Raw genomic sequence first — 16,840 nt, forward strand, 5'->3', positions numbered from 1 at the left:
GGCTGCCGTGGAGCGGCGGTCATAGGGAGTCGGCGATGAGCCGTGGTCCTACACCGACAGGCGGCAGGTCCGCGACTCATCGGCCGGACGCCCGCGGCCTGGCTCTCCTCGCCCTTCGGCAAGCAACCCAAGCTCGGATCCGGCCCCGTGCTTCGGCCGTAGCACGACCGACTGGCGCAGAACGGCGGCTGGGGCAGCGGGTGCCCTCATGGGAAGCACGATCTCCGCCCAGACGCGCTTCCCGTGACCGGTGGACTCCCAGGCACACCGCGAAGCAAGAAGTCCGACCAGTGCCAGGCCGCGCCCGCTCTCCTCATCGGCCTGGGCCCAACTCGGTTGAGGAGTTGAAGGATTGTGGTCGAGGACATCGATCAGCAGACGACCGGGCCGGTGGTACAGCGCGACCGTGACGGGTCCCTCCCCATGGACCACGGCGTTGGTGATGAGCTCGGAGGCGACAAGGCTGATGGCGTCAGCCGTCTCGTCGTCCAACGGCACGCCCCACGCGCACCTTGTCTACGACGTTGCGCCGGGCGAGGGACACTTCCCTTTCCTCACTCGGGAGGACGAACCGATGGACGAGCGTGGGCATGGCGGAGGCCTCCGAAGAACTGGAGAGCGGCTCCGTCCCCGACGGGGAACGGGGACGGAACCGCCGTTCTGGGAACCGTTCCGGGAGCGGACACCCCGAGCGTGCTCCGTGGACGGTTGATACTCAGTCAACGGCTCCAGTGCGCAGGGCGGCACGTTTCCAGGGGGTTTCTCATGCGGGACGCCCTCCCGCCGAGCCGCAACGTGCAGTAGCGTCCCGACTGCGCTCTGAAGGGATGACGGGAGTGGTGACGTGCTTGGTGAGCCGTTGGCAGTTCATCCGCTGAGCTTCCTCCGCCAGACGCACGGATGGGGGAAGGCCGAGTTCGCCCGACTCATGCAGGCACACGGGCGGTTGCTGGGAGTCCCGCTCGCGACCAACCGGACGACCGTATGGAAATGGGAGCAGGGACAGGAACCGGATGCGGACGCCCAACGCGTACTCGCCGACCTGCTGCGCGTCCCGTACGAGCAGACCCGGAAGCAGCGATGGCCCCGGTGGCTCCCTGTCTGGGAGGTGACGGGGCTCACCGCTCCGTGGACCGAGGCAGGTACCGTCGAAGCGTTGTCCGAACTCGTGGGAAGTGGCCGCATGGATCGCCGGGGCTTTCTCACCATCACCGGCGCCGCTCTGACGGGCCTCGCGGCGAGCTGGGTGGACGAGCCCTCGGCGTTCGCAGCGGCCTTCAACGGGGATCAGGTCACAGACACGATGGTGTCGACGCTCGAGAAGCGCATCAGCACGCTCCGCACTCGCGACGATCAACTCGGAGGCGTCACGCTCCTGGAGCAAGCACGAGGTGATCTCGCCCTGGTGACCGGTCTCCTGAGCACCGGCCGGTACACCGACAAAGTGCGCGTCCGCCTCTATGGCCTGGCGGCCCGGGTGGCACACCTGACCGGGTGGATGGCCTACGACGCAGGGCTACGGTCCGCCGGCCAGCGTTACTACATCGGGGCCCTACGCAGCGCTCGTACCGCAGGAGACGACGCGTTCGGAGCCTTCGTCCTCGCGGAGATGGGCGTCCACGTCTCCGAGGCCGGACGAACCGCCGAGCGTGTCGACCTCATCTCGACCGCCATCGACAACGCCCCGCGAACGCTGTCGCCGTACACCCGGTCCTTCCTGTATCTGCACAAGGCCGAGGCACTGTCGCGCGACGGCGACCACCGGAAAGCCGGAGCGGCTCTCAACCGGGCGGTGTCTCTCTGGGAGCGCCACACGCCGGAGGAGAACCCCGACTGGCTCGGCTGGTTCGGCGACGCCCAACTGAATTCGACAGAGGGCAAGGTCTTGTTGCGTTCCGGGCAGGTGGAGCGCGCGACAGGTTCTCTGGAGGCTTCTGTGACGAGCGCGGCTCCTCGGGACAAGGCCGTACGGTCCAGTCGCCTGGCGGAGGCGCGGCTCGCCGGTGGCGACCTGGAAGGGGCGCTCGACGCCGCGAACTACGGCGCTGAACTCCTGGAGAACAGCGTCAGCTCCGTACGGGCTCTGGACCGCTTGAAGGAGTTCTCCGCACGGCTTGAACCGCGCAAGTCCGTCCCCGCTGTGCGTGAGTTCCGCGAACGCCTTCAGGCGCTGCCCGCCACGGCCTGACAGCCACTGTCTGGCGCTCGGCGAGCGGCCCGTCCCGCCGGAGCCGGCGGTCCCGGTGCCAGGATGGACGGCATGACGACGATCGAAGGCGAGGTTGCGGCCGGTTTTGAACCGGTTCGTGAGGCGTTCGCGGCGAATTTCTCCGAGCATGGGGACATAGGCGCGGCGGTGTGCGTGTACCGGTACGGCCGGCCCGTCGTGGACCTGTGGGGCGGCGTCGCCGATCCCGAGACGGGTCGTCCGTGGACGCGGGAAACGCTGCAACTCGTCTACTCGGCCACCAAGGGCGCGACTGCGACCGCGGCGCACATGCTGGCCGAACGCGGCGCGCTGGACTTGGACGCACCGGTGACGAAGTACTGGCCGGAGTTCGCGGCGAACGGCAAGGCCGACATCCCCGTGCGCTGGCTGCTGTCCCACCAGGCCGGCTTGGTCGCTCTGGACCGACCGGTCCCGCTGAACGAGGCATTGGCCTGGCACCCCATGGCTGCCGCGCTGGCCGCTCAGCGTCCCCTGTGGACTCCAGGTAAGGCGCACGGATACCACGGCCGGACCTGGGGCTGGCTCGTGGGCGAGGTCATCCGCCGGGTGTCCGGCCGGACGCCCGGCCGCTTCTTCGCCGACGAGATCGCCGCCCCGCTCGGGTTGGACTTCTTCATCGGACTGCCGGCACACGAGCGTGACCGGGTGAGCCGTATGGTGTACCAGCGGCCCGACATCGACCTGACCACTGTGCCCGCCGAGTCGGTTCCCGAGGAACTCCGCGAACTGGTCGCCGCCTGGCGCGACCCGGCCTCGTTGACCAACAAGGCGTACGCGGTCACCCACCCCGCGGAGATCGACTTCGACGCGCCCGAGGTACAGGCGGCGGAACTCCCCGCCTCCAACGGCATCGGCACCGCACACGCACTGGCACGCTTGTACGCCGCATTGATCGACGAGGTGGACGGCGTGCGCCTGCTCACTCCGGAAAGCCTGGCATCGGCGACGAAGGAGCAGGCCGGGGGGAAGGACCGAGTAATGCTGATCCCGAGCCGATTCAGCTCCGGATACATGCTGCCGACCGAGCCCCATCCCATGTCAGGTCCGGCCTCCTTCGGCCACACGGGGCGAGGTGGGTCACTCGGCTTCGCAGATCCGGAGCACGGCGTCGCCTTCGGCTACGTGATGAACAACATCATCGGGGGAACCGACGATGTGCGGGCGGCTTCACTGGTCGACGCAGTTCGAAAGTCGCTGAGGTGAGGACGTGTTCGCAGGCTCACCATCCGGGACTTCATGAGCCCGCCGAGACAGATGCGAGGAGATCCCCGGCAACCCCGGACACGCACGTCGCGTGCACCCAACCCGACTGTCCTGCAAGTCACTTGACTGTCCGTCACTTTACCTGACTGACAGCTCGCCGACAGCATCGCTCTCTACGGTGCCGTGTTCATGACAGACACATCTGAGCCCGTGATCGGGCGCCGCACCGTACTGATCGCCACCGGGGCCACGGCGGCCACGCTGGCCGTCGCCGCCGCCGTGCCGGGCGCTCCCGCCGCCGCGGAGGGCGACGACGCCGTGCCCGTCGCCGCCGCGGCCGTCTGCACCCTCACGAAGGAGATGACCGAAGGCCCCTACTACCTCGACGGACAGCTCGTCCGCTCGGACGTCACCGAAGGCAAGGCGGGCATCCCGCTCAAGCTGAAGCTCACCGTCGTCGACGACGACACCTGCGCACCGCTCTCCGGCGCGCTCGTGGAGATCTGGCACTGCGACGCGCTCGGCGAGTACTCCGGCTACGTCGGCAACAACGGGCACAACGAGCCCGACGACGGCACCTTCCTGCGCGGCGGCGTGCTGACCGACTCCAGTGGCGTCGCGAACATCACCACGATCTACCCCGGCTGGTACCGCGGCCGCTGCGTGCACATCCACGTCAAGGTGCACACGAACGTCACGCTCACCTCCGACGGCTCGTTCACCGGCGGCCAGGAGATCCACACCGGGCAGCTGTTCATCGACGAGTCGATCACGGCCAAGGTCGCCGCGGTCTCGCCGTACTCGACCAACACCGTCACCCGCACCACCCTCGCCCAGGACGGGATCTACGACGACGGGGGCGCCTCCTCCGGCCTCCTGACCATGACCGCGCTGGGCAGTTCGACCTCCTCGGGCTACACCGGAACGCTGACCCTCGGCGTCGAGCAGGGCTGACCCCGGCCGGACGGATCGTCACGCCGTGACGGGCTGCCGTTCCGCGGCCGGCTCGGTCCGCGCTCCCCGCTCCTTGAGGTGGGCGCGGACCGAGTACGCCAGGGCGGCGGCCCACAGCGCGCACAGGACGGCGTAGACGGACGCGACGGCCGTGCCGGGCAGGCCGAGCCGGCCGTCGGCGAGCAGCGTGCGGGCGTTGAGCAGGACGATCAGACCGCCCACCGTGGAGCCCAGGACGCGCGGGGCGACGAAGCGGGTCAGCCAGGCCGCCAGCGGGGCGATGACCATGCCGCCGGCCAGGAAGGCGAGCACCCAGGACCAGTCGACGCCGTGCGAGCCGAGGGAGAACAGGAAGCCCAGGCTCGCGGCCACGGCGACCAGCGCCTTGCTCGCGTCGACCGAGCCGACCACCTTGCGCGGCTCCAGCCGGCCGCTGGCCAGCAGCGCGGGCGTGCCGATCAGCCCCCAGCCGCCCCCTCCGGTGGCGCCGAGGAACCCGGCGGCCAGGCCGACCGGCACCAGGAACCGCTTGCCGAGGGGGCGGCCGAGCCGGTCACGGGAGACCCCGCGCACGGTGAAGTGCCAGGTGACGCAGCAGCCGAGGACGAGCAGGATCACCGCCATCACCGGCGCCGCGAGCGCCGTCGACATGCCCGACAGCACCATCGCCCCCACGAACGCCCCCACCGCCCCCGGGACGCCGATCCGGGCCACGACCTTCCAGTCGACGTTGCCGAAGCGGGCGTGCGAGGCGCCGGAGACCAGGCCGGTGCCGATCTGCGCGAAGTGGACGACGGCCGAGGCGGCGGCCGGGCTGGTGCCCAGGGCCAGCAGCAGGACCGTCGAGATGACGCCGTGCGCCATGCCGAGGCTGCCGTCCACGAGCTGGGCGCCCAGGCCCGCGAGGGCGAGCAGTAGCAGCGTCCGCACGGGCGGTCCCGCCTTCCCTGTATTTCCTACCGGGTGGGTAGGGATGAACAGGGCGGGACGCTAGGGCATCAGGCTGAGGGGACCCTGAGAGTCGCTGTGAAATGCCGTGGTCCCTACGGGCCCCTACGGGTTCTCCCAGGCCGCCGGTTCCGCCGCGAGTTCCTTCACCGGCTCCGGCAGCGCGTTCGCCGCGAGGTCGGCGATGGTGACGCCCTCCAGGATGCGGCGGACGTTGGTGCGCAGCGCGATCCACAGCGGCAGCAGCGGCTCGGCGGAACCGGCGTAGGACAGGCCGGTCGGACGGACCCCGCGCACGGACACGATGGGGCCGTCGACCGCCCGGATCACGTCCGCGACCGTGATCGCCGAGGCCTCCCGGGCCGGCCGGTAACCCCCGCCTCCGCCGCGCCGGCTGTCGACGACGCCGGCGCGGCGGAGGTCTCCGAGGATGCCCTCCAGGAACTTGTGCGGGCTCGGGTGTGAGCGGCCGGGGGTGAGCGGTCGGGGGTGAGCGGCCGGGGGCGAGCGGCCGGGGGTGAGCGGTCGGGTGTGAGCGGTCAGGCCAGGCGGATCACGTTCCAGGACAGCGGCTCCAGTACGGCGGTGAGCGTGCCGTCCCGCAGGGTGGTGCCCTCGACCGGGTGCGGGGTGACGCGCTCGGGGTCGTCGAGGGTGTTGCGCGCGTCCGGGTCGTCGTCCGCGAGGGCGCTGTGTTCGACGACGGACGTCAGGCCGAGTCCGCCGAGGGCGACTTCGAGCGGGAGCGGTTCGGCGCGGCCGCGGTTGACGGCGAAGACGGTGACCGTGCCGTCCTCCGCGCGCACCGCGGTGGCGTGCAGCAGCGCGGTCTCGCCGTACTTCTGCGTCTCGTACGTCGGCGAGTCCACGCGGACGTCGAGGACCTGCCCGCGGCCGTACCGGGAGGCCTGGGCGAAGGGGAAGAAGGTCGTCTGGCGCCAGGCGGGGCCGCCGGGCTCGGTCATGATCGGGGCGATGACGTTGACCAGCTGGGCGAGGCAGGCGACCGTGACCCGGTCGGCGTGCCGGAGCAGCGCGATCAGCAGCGAGCCGAAGACGACGGCGTCGGTGACGCTGTAGTTGTCCTCCAGCAGGCGCGGCGCCTCGGGCCAGTCGTCCTGCTCGAACGTGCCCTCCTGCTCCTGCCAGCGGGAGAGGTACCAGACGTTCCACTCGTCGAAGGAGAGGTTGATCCGCTTCTTCGACTTCAGGCGGGCGCCGACGTGGTCGCAGGTCGCGATCACGTTCTCGATGAAGGACTCCATGTCGACGGCGGAGGCGAGGAAGGAGTCCACGTCCCCGTCGACGGGCTCGTAGTAGGCGTGCAGGGAGATGTAGTCGACGAGGTCGTACGTCTCCTGCAGCACCGTCGCCTCCCAGGCGGCGAAGGTGGGCATGGACTGGCTGGAGGAGCCGCAGGCGACCAGTTCGACGCCGGGGTCCTGCTGGCGCATGGCGCGGGCGGTCTCGGCGGCGGCCCGGCCGTACTCCTCGGCGGTCTTGTGGCCGGTCTGCCAGGGGCCGTCCATCTCGTTGCCCAGGCACCACAGCCGGATGCCGAAGGGGTCCTCGTCGCCGTGCGCGACCCGCAGGTCGGACAGGGCGGTGCCGCCGGGGTGGTTGGCGTACTCCTGGAGTTCGAGCGCCTCGGCGACACCGCGGGTGCCCAGGTTGACGGCCATCATCGGCTCGGCCTGCGGGCCGATCTTGCGCAGGAAGCCGATGTACTCGGACAGGCCGAAGCGGTTGGTCTCCGTCGAGTGCCAGGCGAGGTCGAGGCGGCGGGGGCGGCTGTCGGCCGGGCCCACGGAGTCCTCCCACTTGTGGCCGGAGACGAAGTTGCCGCCGGGGTAGCGCACGGCGGTGACGCCGAGTTCGCGGACCAGGCCGAGCACGTCCCCGCGCAGCCCCGCCTCGTCGGCGGTGGGGTGACCCGGTTCGAAGATTCCGGTGTAGACGCAGCGGCCGAGGTGTTCGACGAAGGATCCGAAGAGTCGGGGGTCTACCTCGCCGACGGTGAAGGCGGGGTCGAGGGTGAAGCGGGCGGTGCTCTCGGTCATGGGTGCCTTTCGGAACGGGAGTTGCCTTCGGAACGGGAGTTGCCTGAGGACGTGCTGGTGGCGGTGCGGCAGGGGAAGGGGAGGGACTCCGCGCGGGCGGCCTGCCCGGCGGCGGCGGGCGGGAGCGGAATCGCGCCGTAGTCGGGGCCGGCGCCGGCCGAGCGCGCTTCCGCGGCGCGGGACCGGCCTCCCGTGGCGCCCGCGGCGGGAGCGCCGGGGCCGGTGCCCGGTGCGGCGGCGCCGGAGCCGGCCGCGACGAGCGGCCCTCCGCGTCCGCCCGTGGAGGGCCCGCGGTTCGGGTCGGATCGTCCCATGTCCTCCACCCTCACTGTTCGATATGTCGAAACATGCCCGTAACTTCGAACGGGACCGTAAGGAGTAAGCGCTCGCCAGTCAATGGTCCGGACGGGACTTTCCAGCCACGGCGGCGTCCGCCGGGTGGCTGACGGCACACGTTCACATGACGGGGGCCCGACCGGCCGCGTAATCTCGAACGGCCTGCTGTGCGGCGGCGAGAGGGGGAGTCATGGACATCGCGGGCGCACGGAGGAAGGCGGCCCGGATCTCCGCCTGGCGGCACCGCTCGCGGGAGTTCTCCAGGATGCGCGAGCTGACCGACGGCCTCGCATCCGCGCTGTGGGCCGGACCCCGCCCGCCCGCCGACGCGCGCGAGCTGTGCCGGGCGCTGTGCGCGGAGATGAGCGCGCGCCGGGGCGGGCGCCCCATCGAACTGCGCTTCGAGCGGTTCCCCGACGAGATCGAGGTGACCGGGCTGTGGGTGGAGCTGCCGGACTTCGACCTGGTCATCGTCGAGGAGCGGGCCGAGGCGGTGCAGCAACTCGTCATCCTGGGGCATGAGTTGTGGCACATGCACGCCGGGCACGACCACCATCACCCGGCCGGCGCCGCGGCGGCCGGCGCGCTGGCCGAGCGGAGCGACTGGCAGGACGGCGCGCTGACCGAGCGGGCCGACTGGCACGACGTCGCGCTGTCGGTCGCCGCGCGCGACGGCTCCCGCGCGGCCGACGAGGCCGCCGCCGACGACTTCGGCCACCGGCTCGCCGCCGTGCTGCGGCCGCTGCTGTCCCCGCGCCCCGCCGGCCCTCCCCCCGGCCCGCTCCAGCGGTCCCTCGGCTACCGCGACCCCCGCGGGTCGGCAGGAACGGCACGGTGACCGCCGCCCTCGCCCCCGTGGCCCTCGCCACCGCCACGTTCGCCCCCGTCAAGGCCCAACTGGCGCTGACGCCGACGGGGTTCGTGAGCGAGTTCTACCCGTCCTTCTGGTGGATCCCGGCCGGGGTGCTGACCGCCGCCCTGGCGATCAAGCTGCCCACCATCATCCGGCTGTGGGCCGACCCGATGCTGCGCGCCGTCGGCGGCCTGCTGGTGCTGGCCTGCTCGGTGTTCGTGTTCGTGGCGCCCTCGACCATCGCCCTGGTCAACCGGGTCACGGGCGTGCCGAACATCTCGGCGCCCTGGGTGTACTCGCTGCTGACCGCGTTCGGCGGATCGTGTCTGCTGCTCATCATCGCCTGGCGCAACGGACTGTCCGACCGCTCCGCGCAGACGGTGCGCGCCACGCGCTGGGTCCTCGCCGTCTACTCGGGCGTGATCGCCGCGCTGTGGGTGCTGTTCGCCCTCGCCGACGCGCCCGTGGAGCGGCTGCGCGACCTGGACACGTACTACGCCGACACCCCGTACATGCGCGAGATGATCCTGCTCTATCTCCTCGCGCACACCGTGGCCACCGTGATCACCTCGGGCCTGATCTGGAACTGGGTGCGCACCGACGGGCTCGACGCCTGGCTGCGCTGGGGGCTGAAGTTCCTCGGCGTCGGCTACGCCATCCAGTTGCTGTTCGACGCGGCCAAGCTGACCGCCGTGGCGGCCCGTTGGGCCGGGCGCGAGCTCGACTGGCTCAGCACCGGCGTCGCACCGCCCATCGCCTGCCTGTCCGCCATCCTCATCGCGGTCGGGTTCATCCTCCCGCACGCCGGCCAGTACCTGCACGACCGCTGGCGGGTGCGGCTCGCCCACCACGAACTGCGGCCCCTGTACCTGCTGATGCGGACCGCCAACGGCAGCGGCGTCCCGTTCGTGCTGCGCTCCACTCCGGAGCTGCGGCTGATCCGCCGGGAGACGTTCATCCGCGACGTGCTGCTCCCGCTCGCCCGCCACCTCGACGACGACCGGCGGCAGCGGTCGTACGAGGCCGCGCTCGCCCTCGGTCACGAGCCGGGCCGGGCCAAGGCGCTCGCGTCCGCGCTGGCCATCCAGGACGCCGTCGAGGCCCGACGCCGGCCGGACGGCGACGAGGGCGGCTGCGAACCCGGCTACGACCCCGACACCACGGACCTGCTGCGCGAGATCTGCGCCGTCTCCCGGGCCCTGCGCCGCACCGACGACCTGCTGGCGGTGCGCGCCCGCACCCGGGACGGCGGCGTGCGCGTGGCCGGCGGCCGGACCCCTCCCCGATGAGGCGGAAGGCGCGAAGGACTGCACGGATCACGGGGACATCTGAGAGTCTGTCGTGGTGCGGACCAACAGGGAGATGCGTCGCCTCGCCGACGCCCTCGTCGACCCCATACGCGTTCCGGTCCCCGCCGACCCCGAGGTCCTGCTCGCCGCACTCGTCGCCTCCGTCAGCGCCTGGCGCGGCCGTGAGGTCGTCGTCCACCGGGCCGTCTTCCCGCCGCACACCGCCAGCGGGCTGTGGCTGGAGCGCGAGACGCACGACGACGTGGTCGTCGACCGGCGGGCCGCGCCCTGGCACCAGCTCGTGATCTTCTGCCACGAGGTGTGGCACATGAACCGCGGCGCCGCGAGCGCGGCCCGCACCGACTTCAGCCTCGCCGAGGAGCAGGAGGCCGACCGGTTCGGCATGCTGATGGGCCGCCGGCTGCGCACCTGGCTGGAGGCGTCGGAGGACTCCGTGTTCGCCGCCCGCGGCGACGACCCCCCGGACCTCGCCGGCCGCATCGGGGCCGCGCTCAACCACCGGGGGAGGCGCCGGTGAACGGCACGATCAACTACGTCAGCTGCGGCGCGCTCTGGCTCGGCCTGGTGGTCAAGGCCCCGGACCTGCTGCGCCACCGGCACGACCCGTACCTGCGGGCGATCTGCGGGGTGCTGGGCCTGGCCGGCCTGTGCTTCTTCCTCGGCGCGCCGCCCACGGTCGCGTACGTCAACGGCGTCAGCCACGTGCCCAACCTCGCCGCGCCGCTGACGTACGCCTCCATCACCGCCTACGGCGCCGCCGCGCAGGTCCTGATCGTCTACTGGCGCGGCGGGCCGCACGTGCACCGCACCGCGCGGCGCTGGGTCGTCTGCTACACCTTCGTCCTGCTCGGCATCGCCGTGACGTTCGCCCTCGGCGACGCCCCCGTGGAGCGCCGCACCGACCTGGACACCTACTACGCGACGACCCCCTACATCGCCGAGATGATCGTCCTGTACCTGGCCGGCCATCTCGCCGCCGCCGGCGTCACCCTGGTGTCGTCGCTGCGCTGGGCCCGCGAGGTGGACGGCTGGCTGCGCGCCAGCCTGCTGACACTGGGCGTGGGGACGCTGTGCAACGCCGGGTACAGCGTGTCCAAGCTGGCGGCCGTGGCGGCCCGCTGGAGCGGGCGGGACTGGTCGGTGATCGGCACCCGGGTCTCCCCGGCCGCCGCCGGGCTCGGCGCCCTGCTGACGGTGGTCGGCGTGCTGATCCCGCTGGCCGGGCCGCGGCTGACGGAGTGGCAGCGGTCCTGGCAGGCCTACGTGCGTCTCGAACCGCTCGAACGGGAGCTGGACGGCGTCCTCACCCGCCGCGCGCTGCGGCTGCCGCGCCCGCGCCGGGCCTCCCCCATCACCCTGCTGGTGTGGCGGCAGACCAGCATCCACAACGGCCTGAGCCACCTGGACCCCTACTTCGACCGGTCCCTGTACGACCGTACGCACGAGGCCGTGCTGCGGGCCACCGGCGACCCGGCGCGGGCCGAGGCCACCGCGTGGGCGGCGGTCATCGCCGCCGCCGTCCGCGACGAGTCCGACCGGGTGCTGCCGGACGCCGCCGCGTGGCTGCCGGGCGCGGCGCCCGAGCCGGCCGCCCTGGTCCGCATCGCCGACGCGCTGGCCGGCTCGCCCCTCGTCTCCGCGGCCCGGTTGTGCCGCGGCGCCACGCCGACGGGCACCGCATGAGCCTCGTGGTGTACCTGGCCGCCTGCGCCCTGGCCGTCTCCTCCGGGCTGCTGTGCCGCCGCCCGCGCAGTGCCGCGTTCGACGGCCTGACCCTGTCCACCTGCGCGGCCGTGGTGCTCGGCGCGCTGGTCTTCGTCTGCTCGGCGCCGCTGACCCTGGCCGCCGTCAACGACCTCACCGGCGTCGCCAACTTCGGCGCCCCGCTGACGTACGGCATGCTCTCCGCCTACAGCTGTTCCCTGTTCATCCTGCTGGTCAACTGGCGGGGCGGCCCGCGCGTCCGGGTCCGCCGCACGGCGCTGGGCTGCGTCGCCGCCTACGGGCTGCTGATCGCCGCCATCGTGGTGCTGTTCGCCCGGGCCGACGCGCCCGCCGAGCGGCTGCGGGACCTGGACACCTACTACGCCAACACGCCGTACATGCGGGAGATGATCCTGCTGTACCTGCTCGGGCACACCGCGGCCGTCGTCGCGCTGTGCGTGGTGTGCGTGCGGTGGGCCCGTGAGGTGACCGGCATGCTCAGGACCGGGCTGCGGCTGATCCTCATCGGCGCGCTGCTGGACGGGGCGGGCTTCCAGCTCGCCAAGTACACGGCCGTGACCGCACGTTGGACGGGCCACGACCTGGACTTCCTCTCCACGGACCTCGCCCCGCCGCTGGCATCGCTCGCCGGACTGGTCACCGCGGCCGGCTTCGTGCTGCCCAGGGTGCTGCCCGGCCTCGCCGCCCACTGGCACAGCCTGGGCGACCACCGGCGGCTGGGCCCGCTGTGGTCCCTGGTGCGGTCCGTGTCCACCGCGCCCGAACCGCCCGCCCCCTGGTGGCAGCCGCCGCTGGCCCGGCTGCAGTGGCGGGAGGTGTCCATCCACGACGCCCTGCTGGCGCTGGCCCCCTACTTCGACGACCGGGTGCGCGAGCGGGCCCGCGCCGCGGCCGTGCGCGCGGGCCGGCCGCCGCACGAGGCGCGGGTGGCGGCGGAGGCGGCCATGGTGGCCGACGCGGCGCGCCGGGCCGCCGCGCGCGAGGAGCCGCCCGGCACGCCGAGCGCGTACCGCCTGCACGCCACGGAGGTCCCCGGCCCGGGCGGGCTGGTGGAGCTGGCGCAGGCCCTGGCGCCGGCCCTGGCCACAACTCCCGCCGTCCGCACGGCGGGTGAAGGTACCGTGAAGGCCGCCCCCGGCTGATTGCCCGGTGGCCGAAAACCCGTGGACCGTGTGTCCCCGTCGCCGAGTGCGAGGAGCCCCATGTCGCGTAGAGCTGTCGTCATCGGTGCCGGCCTGGCCGGCATGCTGGCCGCGGCGGCGGTGTCCCCCGCCGTGGACGAGGTGATCGTCCTCGACCGCGACGACCTGCCCGAGGGGCCGGAGCACCGCAAGGGCCTTCCGCAGGGGCGCCACGCCCACCTCCTGATGGCCGGGGGCCTGGCGGCGATGGAGCAGCTGCTGCCGGGCGCGGACCTGCGGCGGCGCCTGCTCGACCGCGGCGCCCGGGAGATCTCGCTCGGCCAGGACATGGTGGTGCGCACGCCCGAGGGCTGGTTCCGGCGCTGGCGCCATCCGGGGCCCCGCATGATCAGCTGCAGCCGGGCGCTGCTGGACTGGGTGGTGCGCGAGGTGGTGCGGGAGCGCACCGGCGCCGACATCCTCAAGGCCCACGCGGTGGGACTGCTGGGCGGCGCACGGCGCGTCCACGGCGTCCGCGTCGCGGCGGACGGGAACGAAGCCGGGACCGGGGCCGGGACCGGGGCCGGGGCCGGGACCGGGGCGGAGCTGGCGGCCGGGACCGGGGCCGGGGCCGGGGCGGAGCTGGCGGCCGACCTGGTGGCCGACTTGGTGGTGGACGCGAGCGGGCGTGGCTCGCGCGTCGTCAGGTGGCTGGACGCGCTCGGCGTTTCGGGCATCCGCGAGCGGACCGTGGACGCCGGTCTGGTCAACGCCACCCGGATCTACCGCACGCCCGCGGGCGCGGAGCGGTTCCCGCTGACGATGGTGCAGTCCGATCCGTACGTCGGGCGGCCGGGGCGCAGCGGGATGGTCATGCCCATCGAGGGCGACCGCTGGATGGTCAGCCTGGGCGGCACGCGCGGCGGCGAGCCCCCGGCGGACCCGGAGGGCTTCCTGCGCTACACGCTGGACCTGCCCGACCCGATCGTGGGCCGGCTGATATCCGGCGCGGAACCCCTCACCGGCATCCACCTCAGCCGCAGCACCAGCAATGTGCGGCGCTACCTCGAGAAGGCGCGGGACTGGCCCGAGGGCCTGGTCGTGCTCGGCGACGCGCTGGCCACCTTCAACCCGGCCTACGGTCAGGGCATGTCGGTGGCCGCGCTGGGCGCGCGGGTGCTGCGGGAGGAGCTGCGGCAGGCGGGGCCGACCGCGCCGGGGCTCGCCCGCCGGGTGCAGCGGGGGGTCGCCGGACCGGTGGAGGCCGCGTGGGCCGTCGCGGTCGGCCAGGACATCTGGTACCCGGGCTCGCGGGGCGGGCGACGAGGACCGGCCGAGCGTCTGGTCACCGCGTACTCGCGCCGCCTGACGAAGGCGGCCACCGGCTCCTACCCGGCGGCGGCCGCCCTGTGGGACGTCACGAGCCTGACCGCGGGCCCGGCACGCCTGCTGCGCCCCGGCACCCTCCTCGCCACCCTCAACGGCCCCCTCCTCCCACCAGCACCCAGACCCCCACTGACGGAGGCCGAGCAGAAGATCCTCCGAGTCCTGGACCACACGACGGAGTGACCCGCGGGCCGGCGGCAGCGGAGACGCGGGCCGGCGGCAGCGGAGACGCGGGCCGCGCGGGGACGCGGAGCCACGCGGGGACGCGGGCCGCGTGGGGACGCGGGCCGCGTGGGGACGCGGGCCGCGTGGGGACACACGGGGACGCGGGCCGCTCCATGTGGCGGGGCCGTTCCTCCCCGGCCCGCGAGAGCCGGCCCCCACGGGAGCCTGCCGCGCCGGAGCCTGCCGCGCGGTGCTGCGGGGACGCCCGCGGCCGAGCAGGCCCGCGAGGGCAGGCCGCGCAGTGTCGCCGGTACGCCCGCACACGGGACCGATCGTCTGCAGCAGCTCGGACTTGCCGACGCCGATGGTGCCGACGACCAAGCACGCCCGCCAGAGCAGGCCGCACAGCGGCGTCGGCAGGCATGCCCGTGAGAGCGGGCCGCACGGTGCCGGCGGGACGCGAAGGCCGAGCCCGAGGGCCGGAAATCCCGGTGCCGCGAGGACGCCCGCCCGGACCCGGACACCGACTCCCGAGGACCGGACCCCGAGGACCGGACCCCGGTGCCGCGGGGAGACCGCCGGGGCCCGACGGCCGGCCCGCGAAGGCAGACCCGCAGGTGCCGACCCGCGCGGGCCGGCTACCCGGAGGCGCGGAGGGCGGGCGGACACGCACGGCCCGGCGGGCGGACACGCACGGCCCGGCGGGCGGACACGCACGGCCCGTTCATCCCTCTCGCGTTCGGGTCACCCCGCGAAGGGCGGCTGCGGTAGGCCCTTGCCCGCGTCCGGCACCACCAGCAGGGAGCCGGACAGTGCCAGGGGCGCGGTCAGGCCCGTGCGGGCGGTGGTGATGTACAGGTCGGTCAGGCCGGGGCCGCCGAAGGCGCACGCGGTGGGGCGCGGGACCGGCAGTTCGACGACGCGGTCCAGCTCGCCGGAGGGCGTGTACCGGCGTACCGCCGCGCCGTCCCACAGGGCGACCCACACGCATCCGTCGGCGTCGACGGTGAGCCCGTCCGGGAACCCGGCGGCGTCCTCGATCCGGGCCAGCGTCCGGCGGCCGGTGACGTTGCCGTCGCCGTCGTGGTCGAAGACGTCGATACGGCGGGTCGGCGAGTCGATGTAGTACATCAGCCGCCCGTCGGGGCTCCATCCGATGCCGTTGCTGACGGCCACGTCGTCGAGCACCGCCCGCACGGTGCCGTCCCCGGTGACGCGGGACAGCGTGCCGCCGCCGGGGGCCTCGTCGTAGCGCATGGTGCCGGCCCACAGGGAGCCGTCGGGGGCGACGGCGGCGTCGTTGCCGCGGCGGCCTGGGACGGCCTCGCGGTGCAGCCAGCGGAAGGCGCCGTCCGGATCGACCAGCCCCACCCCGTCCCGCAGGTTCAGCACGAGCCCGCCGCCGGCGCGCGGCTTGGCGGCGCCGACGTGCTGCTCGACGACCCGCACGCCGCGGTGGCCGGTCGCGGGGGCGTAGGTGTGCACCCGGGAGCCGAGGATGTCGACCCAGATCAGCCGCTCGCCGTCGGCGTCCCAGGTGGGCCCCTCGCCGAGGGCGGCCTCGGCGAGTACGGCGACCTCGTACGTGTACGTCATGCCACACTCCGGTGTCCGAGGCGCTCCGACAGTTCGGCCGCGCCCTTGGCGGCGAGTTGCTCCAGCTCGGCGCGGCGCTCGTCGCTCCAGCGGATCATGGGCACGGAGATGGACAGGGCGGCCACGACCCGTCCGGCACGGTCGCGCACCGGGGCGGCGACGCAGCTCACGTCCGGGTTGGACTCGCGGTTCTCGACGGCGATGCCCCGCTCCCGGATCCGCGCGAGGGTCTCGCGCAGGGCGACCGGGTCGGTGATGCTGTTCGGCGTCATCGCCACGAGGTCGGCGCCGTCCGGGATGCGGGCGGCGAGGTCCTGCTCCGGAAGGGAGGCCAGCAGCATCTTCCCGACGGACGTGCAGTGGGCGGGCAGTCGGCGGCCGGCCGCCGACACCATGCGCACCGCGTGGGTGGAGTCCACCTTGGCGATGTAGATGACGTCGGTGCCCTCGAGGATGGCCACGTGCACGGTCTCGTCGCAGGTCTCGGCGACGGACCGGGCCACCTGCTGGCCCTCGGCGGCGAGGTCCAGCTGCTCGGCGTACCGGCTGCCGAGCTGGTACGGCCGTACCCCGAGCCGGTACCGTCCGGGCTGACCCGGCACCGGCACGATGTACGACCGGGCGGCGAGCGTGGTCACCAGCTCGTGCACAGTGGTGCGCGGCAGCTGCAGCCTGCGCACGATGTCGGGGGCGGAGAGCGTCCCGTCCCCGTCGAGGAAGAGCTCGAGTATGTCGAGAGCCCGGGTCACGGCAGGTACTAGGCGTCCCACGACCGGCCCCCTCCCTTGATTATCTGGGCGTCTGTGTTCGAAATTTCAACAGACGATCGGCATGACGAACACAGGCTAGTCAAAGTCGGTTTGACCGGGCAATGGTGCTGCACACACCACCTCCCCCGCCCGGTGGGCCATACCGTCTGCCCAGTGCGCCGTGTCACGGACGGCCGCCGTCCC

14 protein-coding genes and 1 pseudogene are annotated in these 16,840 nt (G+C 73.2%); 9 read left to right on the forward strand and 6 right to left on the reverse strand.

Annotated features, from left to right (window positions below; all coding sequences use genetic code 11):
• Positions 1 to 48: 48 nt before the first annotated feature.
• The gene (locus ACH4ZX_RS12055) at positions 49 to 498 is read right to left on the reverse strand and encodes an ATP-binding protein (protein WP_398271286.1); all 450 of its coding nucleotides are present in this window, start codon (positions 496 to 498) and stop codon (positions 49 to 51) included.
• A gap of 346 nt (positions 499 to 844) precedes the next feature.
• Between ACH4ZX_RS12055 and ACH4ZX_RS12060 the strand changes: the two genes are divergently transcribed.
• The 3 genes from ACH4ZX_RS12060 (at position 845) to ACH4ZX_RS12070 (ending at position 4,387) form a co-directional block, all read left to right on the forward strand.
• On the forward strand, positions 845 to 2,188 hold the full coding sequence (locus ACH4ZX_RS12060; protein ID WP_398271291.1) for a transcriptional regulator: 1,344 nt from the start codon (positions 845 to 847) through the stop codon (positions 2,186 to 2,188).
• 72 nt (positions 2,189 to 2,260) lie between these two features.
• Complete coding sequence (locus ACH4ZX_RS12065; protein WP_398271293.1) at positions 2,261 to 3,433, forward strand: serine hydrolase domain-containing protein; 1,173 nt, start codon at positions 2,261 to 2,263, stop codon at positions 3,431 to 3,433.
• 189 nt (positions 3,434 to 3,622) lie between these two features.
• Positions 3,623 to 4,387 (forward strand): intradiol ring-cleavage dioxygenase, encoded by a 765-nt coding sequence (locus ACH4ZX_RS12070; protein WP_398271295.1) that lies wholly within the window; start codon positions 3,623 to 3,625, stop codon positions 4,385 to 4,387.
• An 18-nt stretch (positions 4,388 to 4,405) separates the two neighbouring features.
• On the opposite strand, the gene ACH4ZX_RS12075 is transcribed toward ACH4ZX_RS12070, so the two are convergent.
• The 3 genes and pseudogenes from ACH4ZX_RS12075 to ACH4ZX_RS12085 all read right to left on the reverse strand — a co-directional run bounded on the left by ACH4ZX_RS12075 (position 4,406) and on the right by ACH4ZX_RS12085 (position 7,395).
• Positions 4,406 to 5,317: a sulfite exporter TauE/SafE family protein gene (locus tag ACH4ZX_RS12075; protein ID WP_398271297.1), complete on the reverse strand. Its 912-nt coding sequence runs from the start codon at positions 5,315 to 5,317 to the stop codon at positions 4,406 to 4,408.
• 123 nt (positions 5,318 to 5,440) lie between these two features.
• A pseudogene (locus ACH4ZX_RS12080) lies at positions 5,441 to 5,788 on the reverse strand (RrF2 family transcriptional regulator); the annotation flags it as partial.
• Positions 5,789 to 5,874: 86 nt separating this feature from the next.
• Positions 5,875 to 7,395 (reverse strand): alpha-N-arabinofuranosidase, encoded by a 1,521-nt coding sequence (locus ACH4ZX_RS12085; protein ID WP_398271299.1) that lies wholly within the window; start codon positions 7,393 to 7,395, stop codon positions 5,875 to 5,877.
• 526 nt (positions 7,396 to 7,921) lie between these two features.
• Between ACH4ZX_RS12085 and ACH4ZX_RS12090 the strand changes: the two genes are divergently transcribed.
• The 6 genes from ACH4ZX_RS12090 (at position 7,922) to ACH4ZX_RS12115 (ending at position 14,309) form a co-directional block, all read left to right on the forward strand.
• A complete protein-coding gene (locus tag ACH4ZX_RS12090; RefSeq protein ID WP_398271301.1) occupies positions 7,922 to 8,569 on the forward strand; it encodes a toxin-antitoxin system, toxin component family protein in 648 nt (215 codons plus the stop codon).
• 65 nt (positions 8,570 to 8,634) lie between these two features.
• The gene (locus ACH4ZX_RS12095) at positions 8,635 to 9,873 is read left to right on the forward strand and encodes an MAB_1171c family putative transporter (protein ID WP_398271599.1); all 1,239 of its coding nucleotides are present in this window, start codon (positions 8,635 to 8,637) and stop codon (positions 9,871 to 9,873) included.
• Between the two features lie 55 nt (positions 9,874 to 9,928).
• Entirely contained in the window at positions 9,929 to 10,411 is a 483-nt protein-coding gene (locus ACH4ZX_RS12100; protein WP_398271302.1) for a toxin, read from the forward strand.
• Positions 10,408 to 11,577, forward strand: a complete 1,170-nt coding sequence (locus tag ACH4ZX_RS12105; protein ID WP_398271304.1) for an MAB_1171c family putative transporter — start codon at positions 10,408 to 10,410, stop codon at positions 11,575 to 11,577. The genes ACH4ZX_RS12100 and ACH4ZX_RS12105 overlap by 4 nt, the downstream gene beginning before the upstream one ends.
• Positions 11,574 to 12,761, forward strand: a complete 1,188-nt coding sequence (locus tag ACH4ZX_RS12110; RefSeq protein ID WP_398271305.1) for an MAB_1171c family putative transporter — start codon at positions 11,574 to 11,576, stop codon at positions 12,759 to 12,761. Before ACH4ZX_RS12105 ends, ACH4ZX_RS12110 begins: the two co-directional genes overlap by 4 nt.
• A gap of 60 nt (positions 12,762 to 12,821) precedes the next feature.
• Positions 12,822 to 14,309 (forward strand): pyridine nucleotide-disulfide oxidoreductase, encoded by a 1,488-nt coding sequence (locus tag ACH4ZX_RS12115; protein WP_398271307.1) that lies wholly within the window; start codon positions 12,822 to 12,824, stop codon positions 14,307 to 14,309.
• Positions 14,310 to 15,035: 726 nt separating this feature from the next.
• Here the strand turns inward: ACH4ZX_RS12115 and ACH4ZX_RS12120 are convergent.
• Together ACH4ZX_RS12120 and ACH4ZX_RS12125 are read right to left on the reverse strand one after the other, a co-directional pair.
• Positions 15,036 to 15,887: an SMP-30/gluconolactonase/LRE family protein gene (locus tag ACH4ZX_RS12120; RefSeq protein WP_398271309.1), complete on the reverse strand. Its 852-nt coding sequence runs from the start codon at positions 15,885 to 15,887 to the stop codon at positions 15,036 to 15,038.
• Positions 15,884 to 16,657: an IclR family transcriptional regulator gene (locus tag ACH4ZX_RS12125; protein ID WP_398271311.1), complete on the reverse strand. Its 774-nt coding sequence runs from the start codon at positions 16,655 to 16,657 to the stop codon at positions 15,884 to 15,886. Before ACH4ZX_RS12125 ends, ACH4ZX_RS12120 begins: the two co-directional genes overlap by 4 nt.
• Positions 16,658 to 16,840 lie beyond the last annotated feature (183 nt).

This window comes from Streptomyces sp. NPDC020490 (assembly GCF_044335305.1).
Taxonomy (GTDB): domain Bacteria; phylum Actinomycetota; class Actinomycetes; order Streptomycetales; family Streptomycetaceae; genus Streptomyces.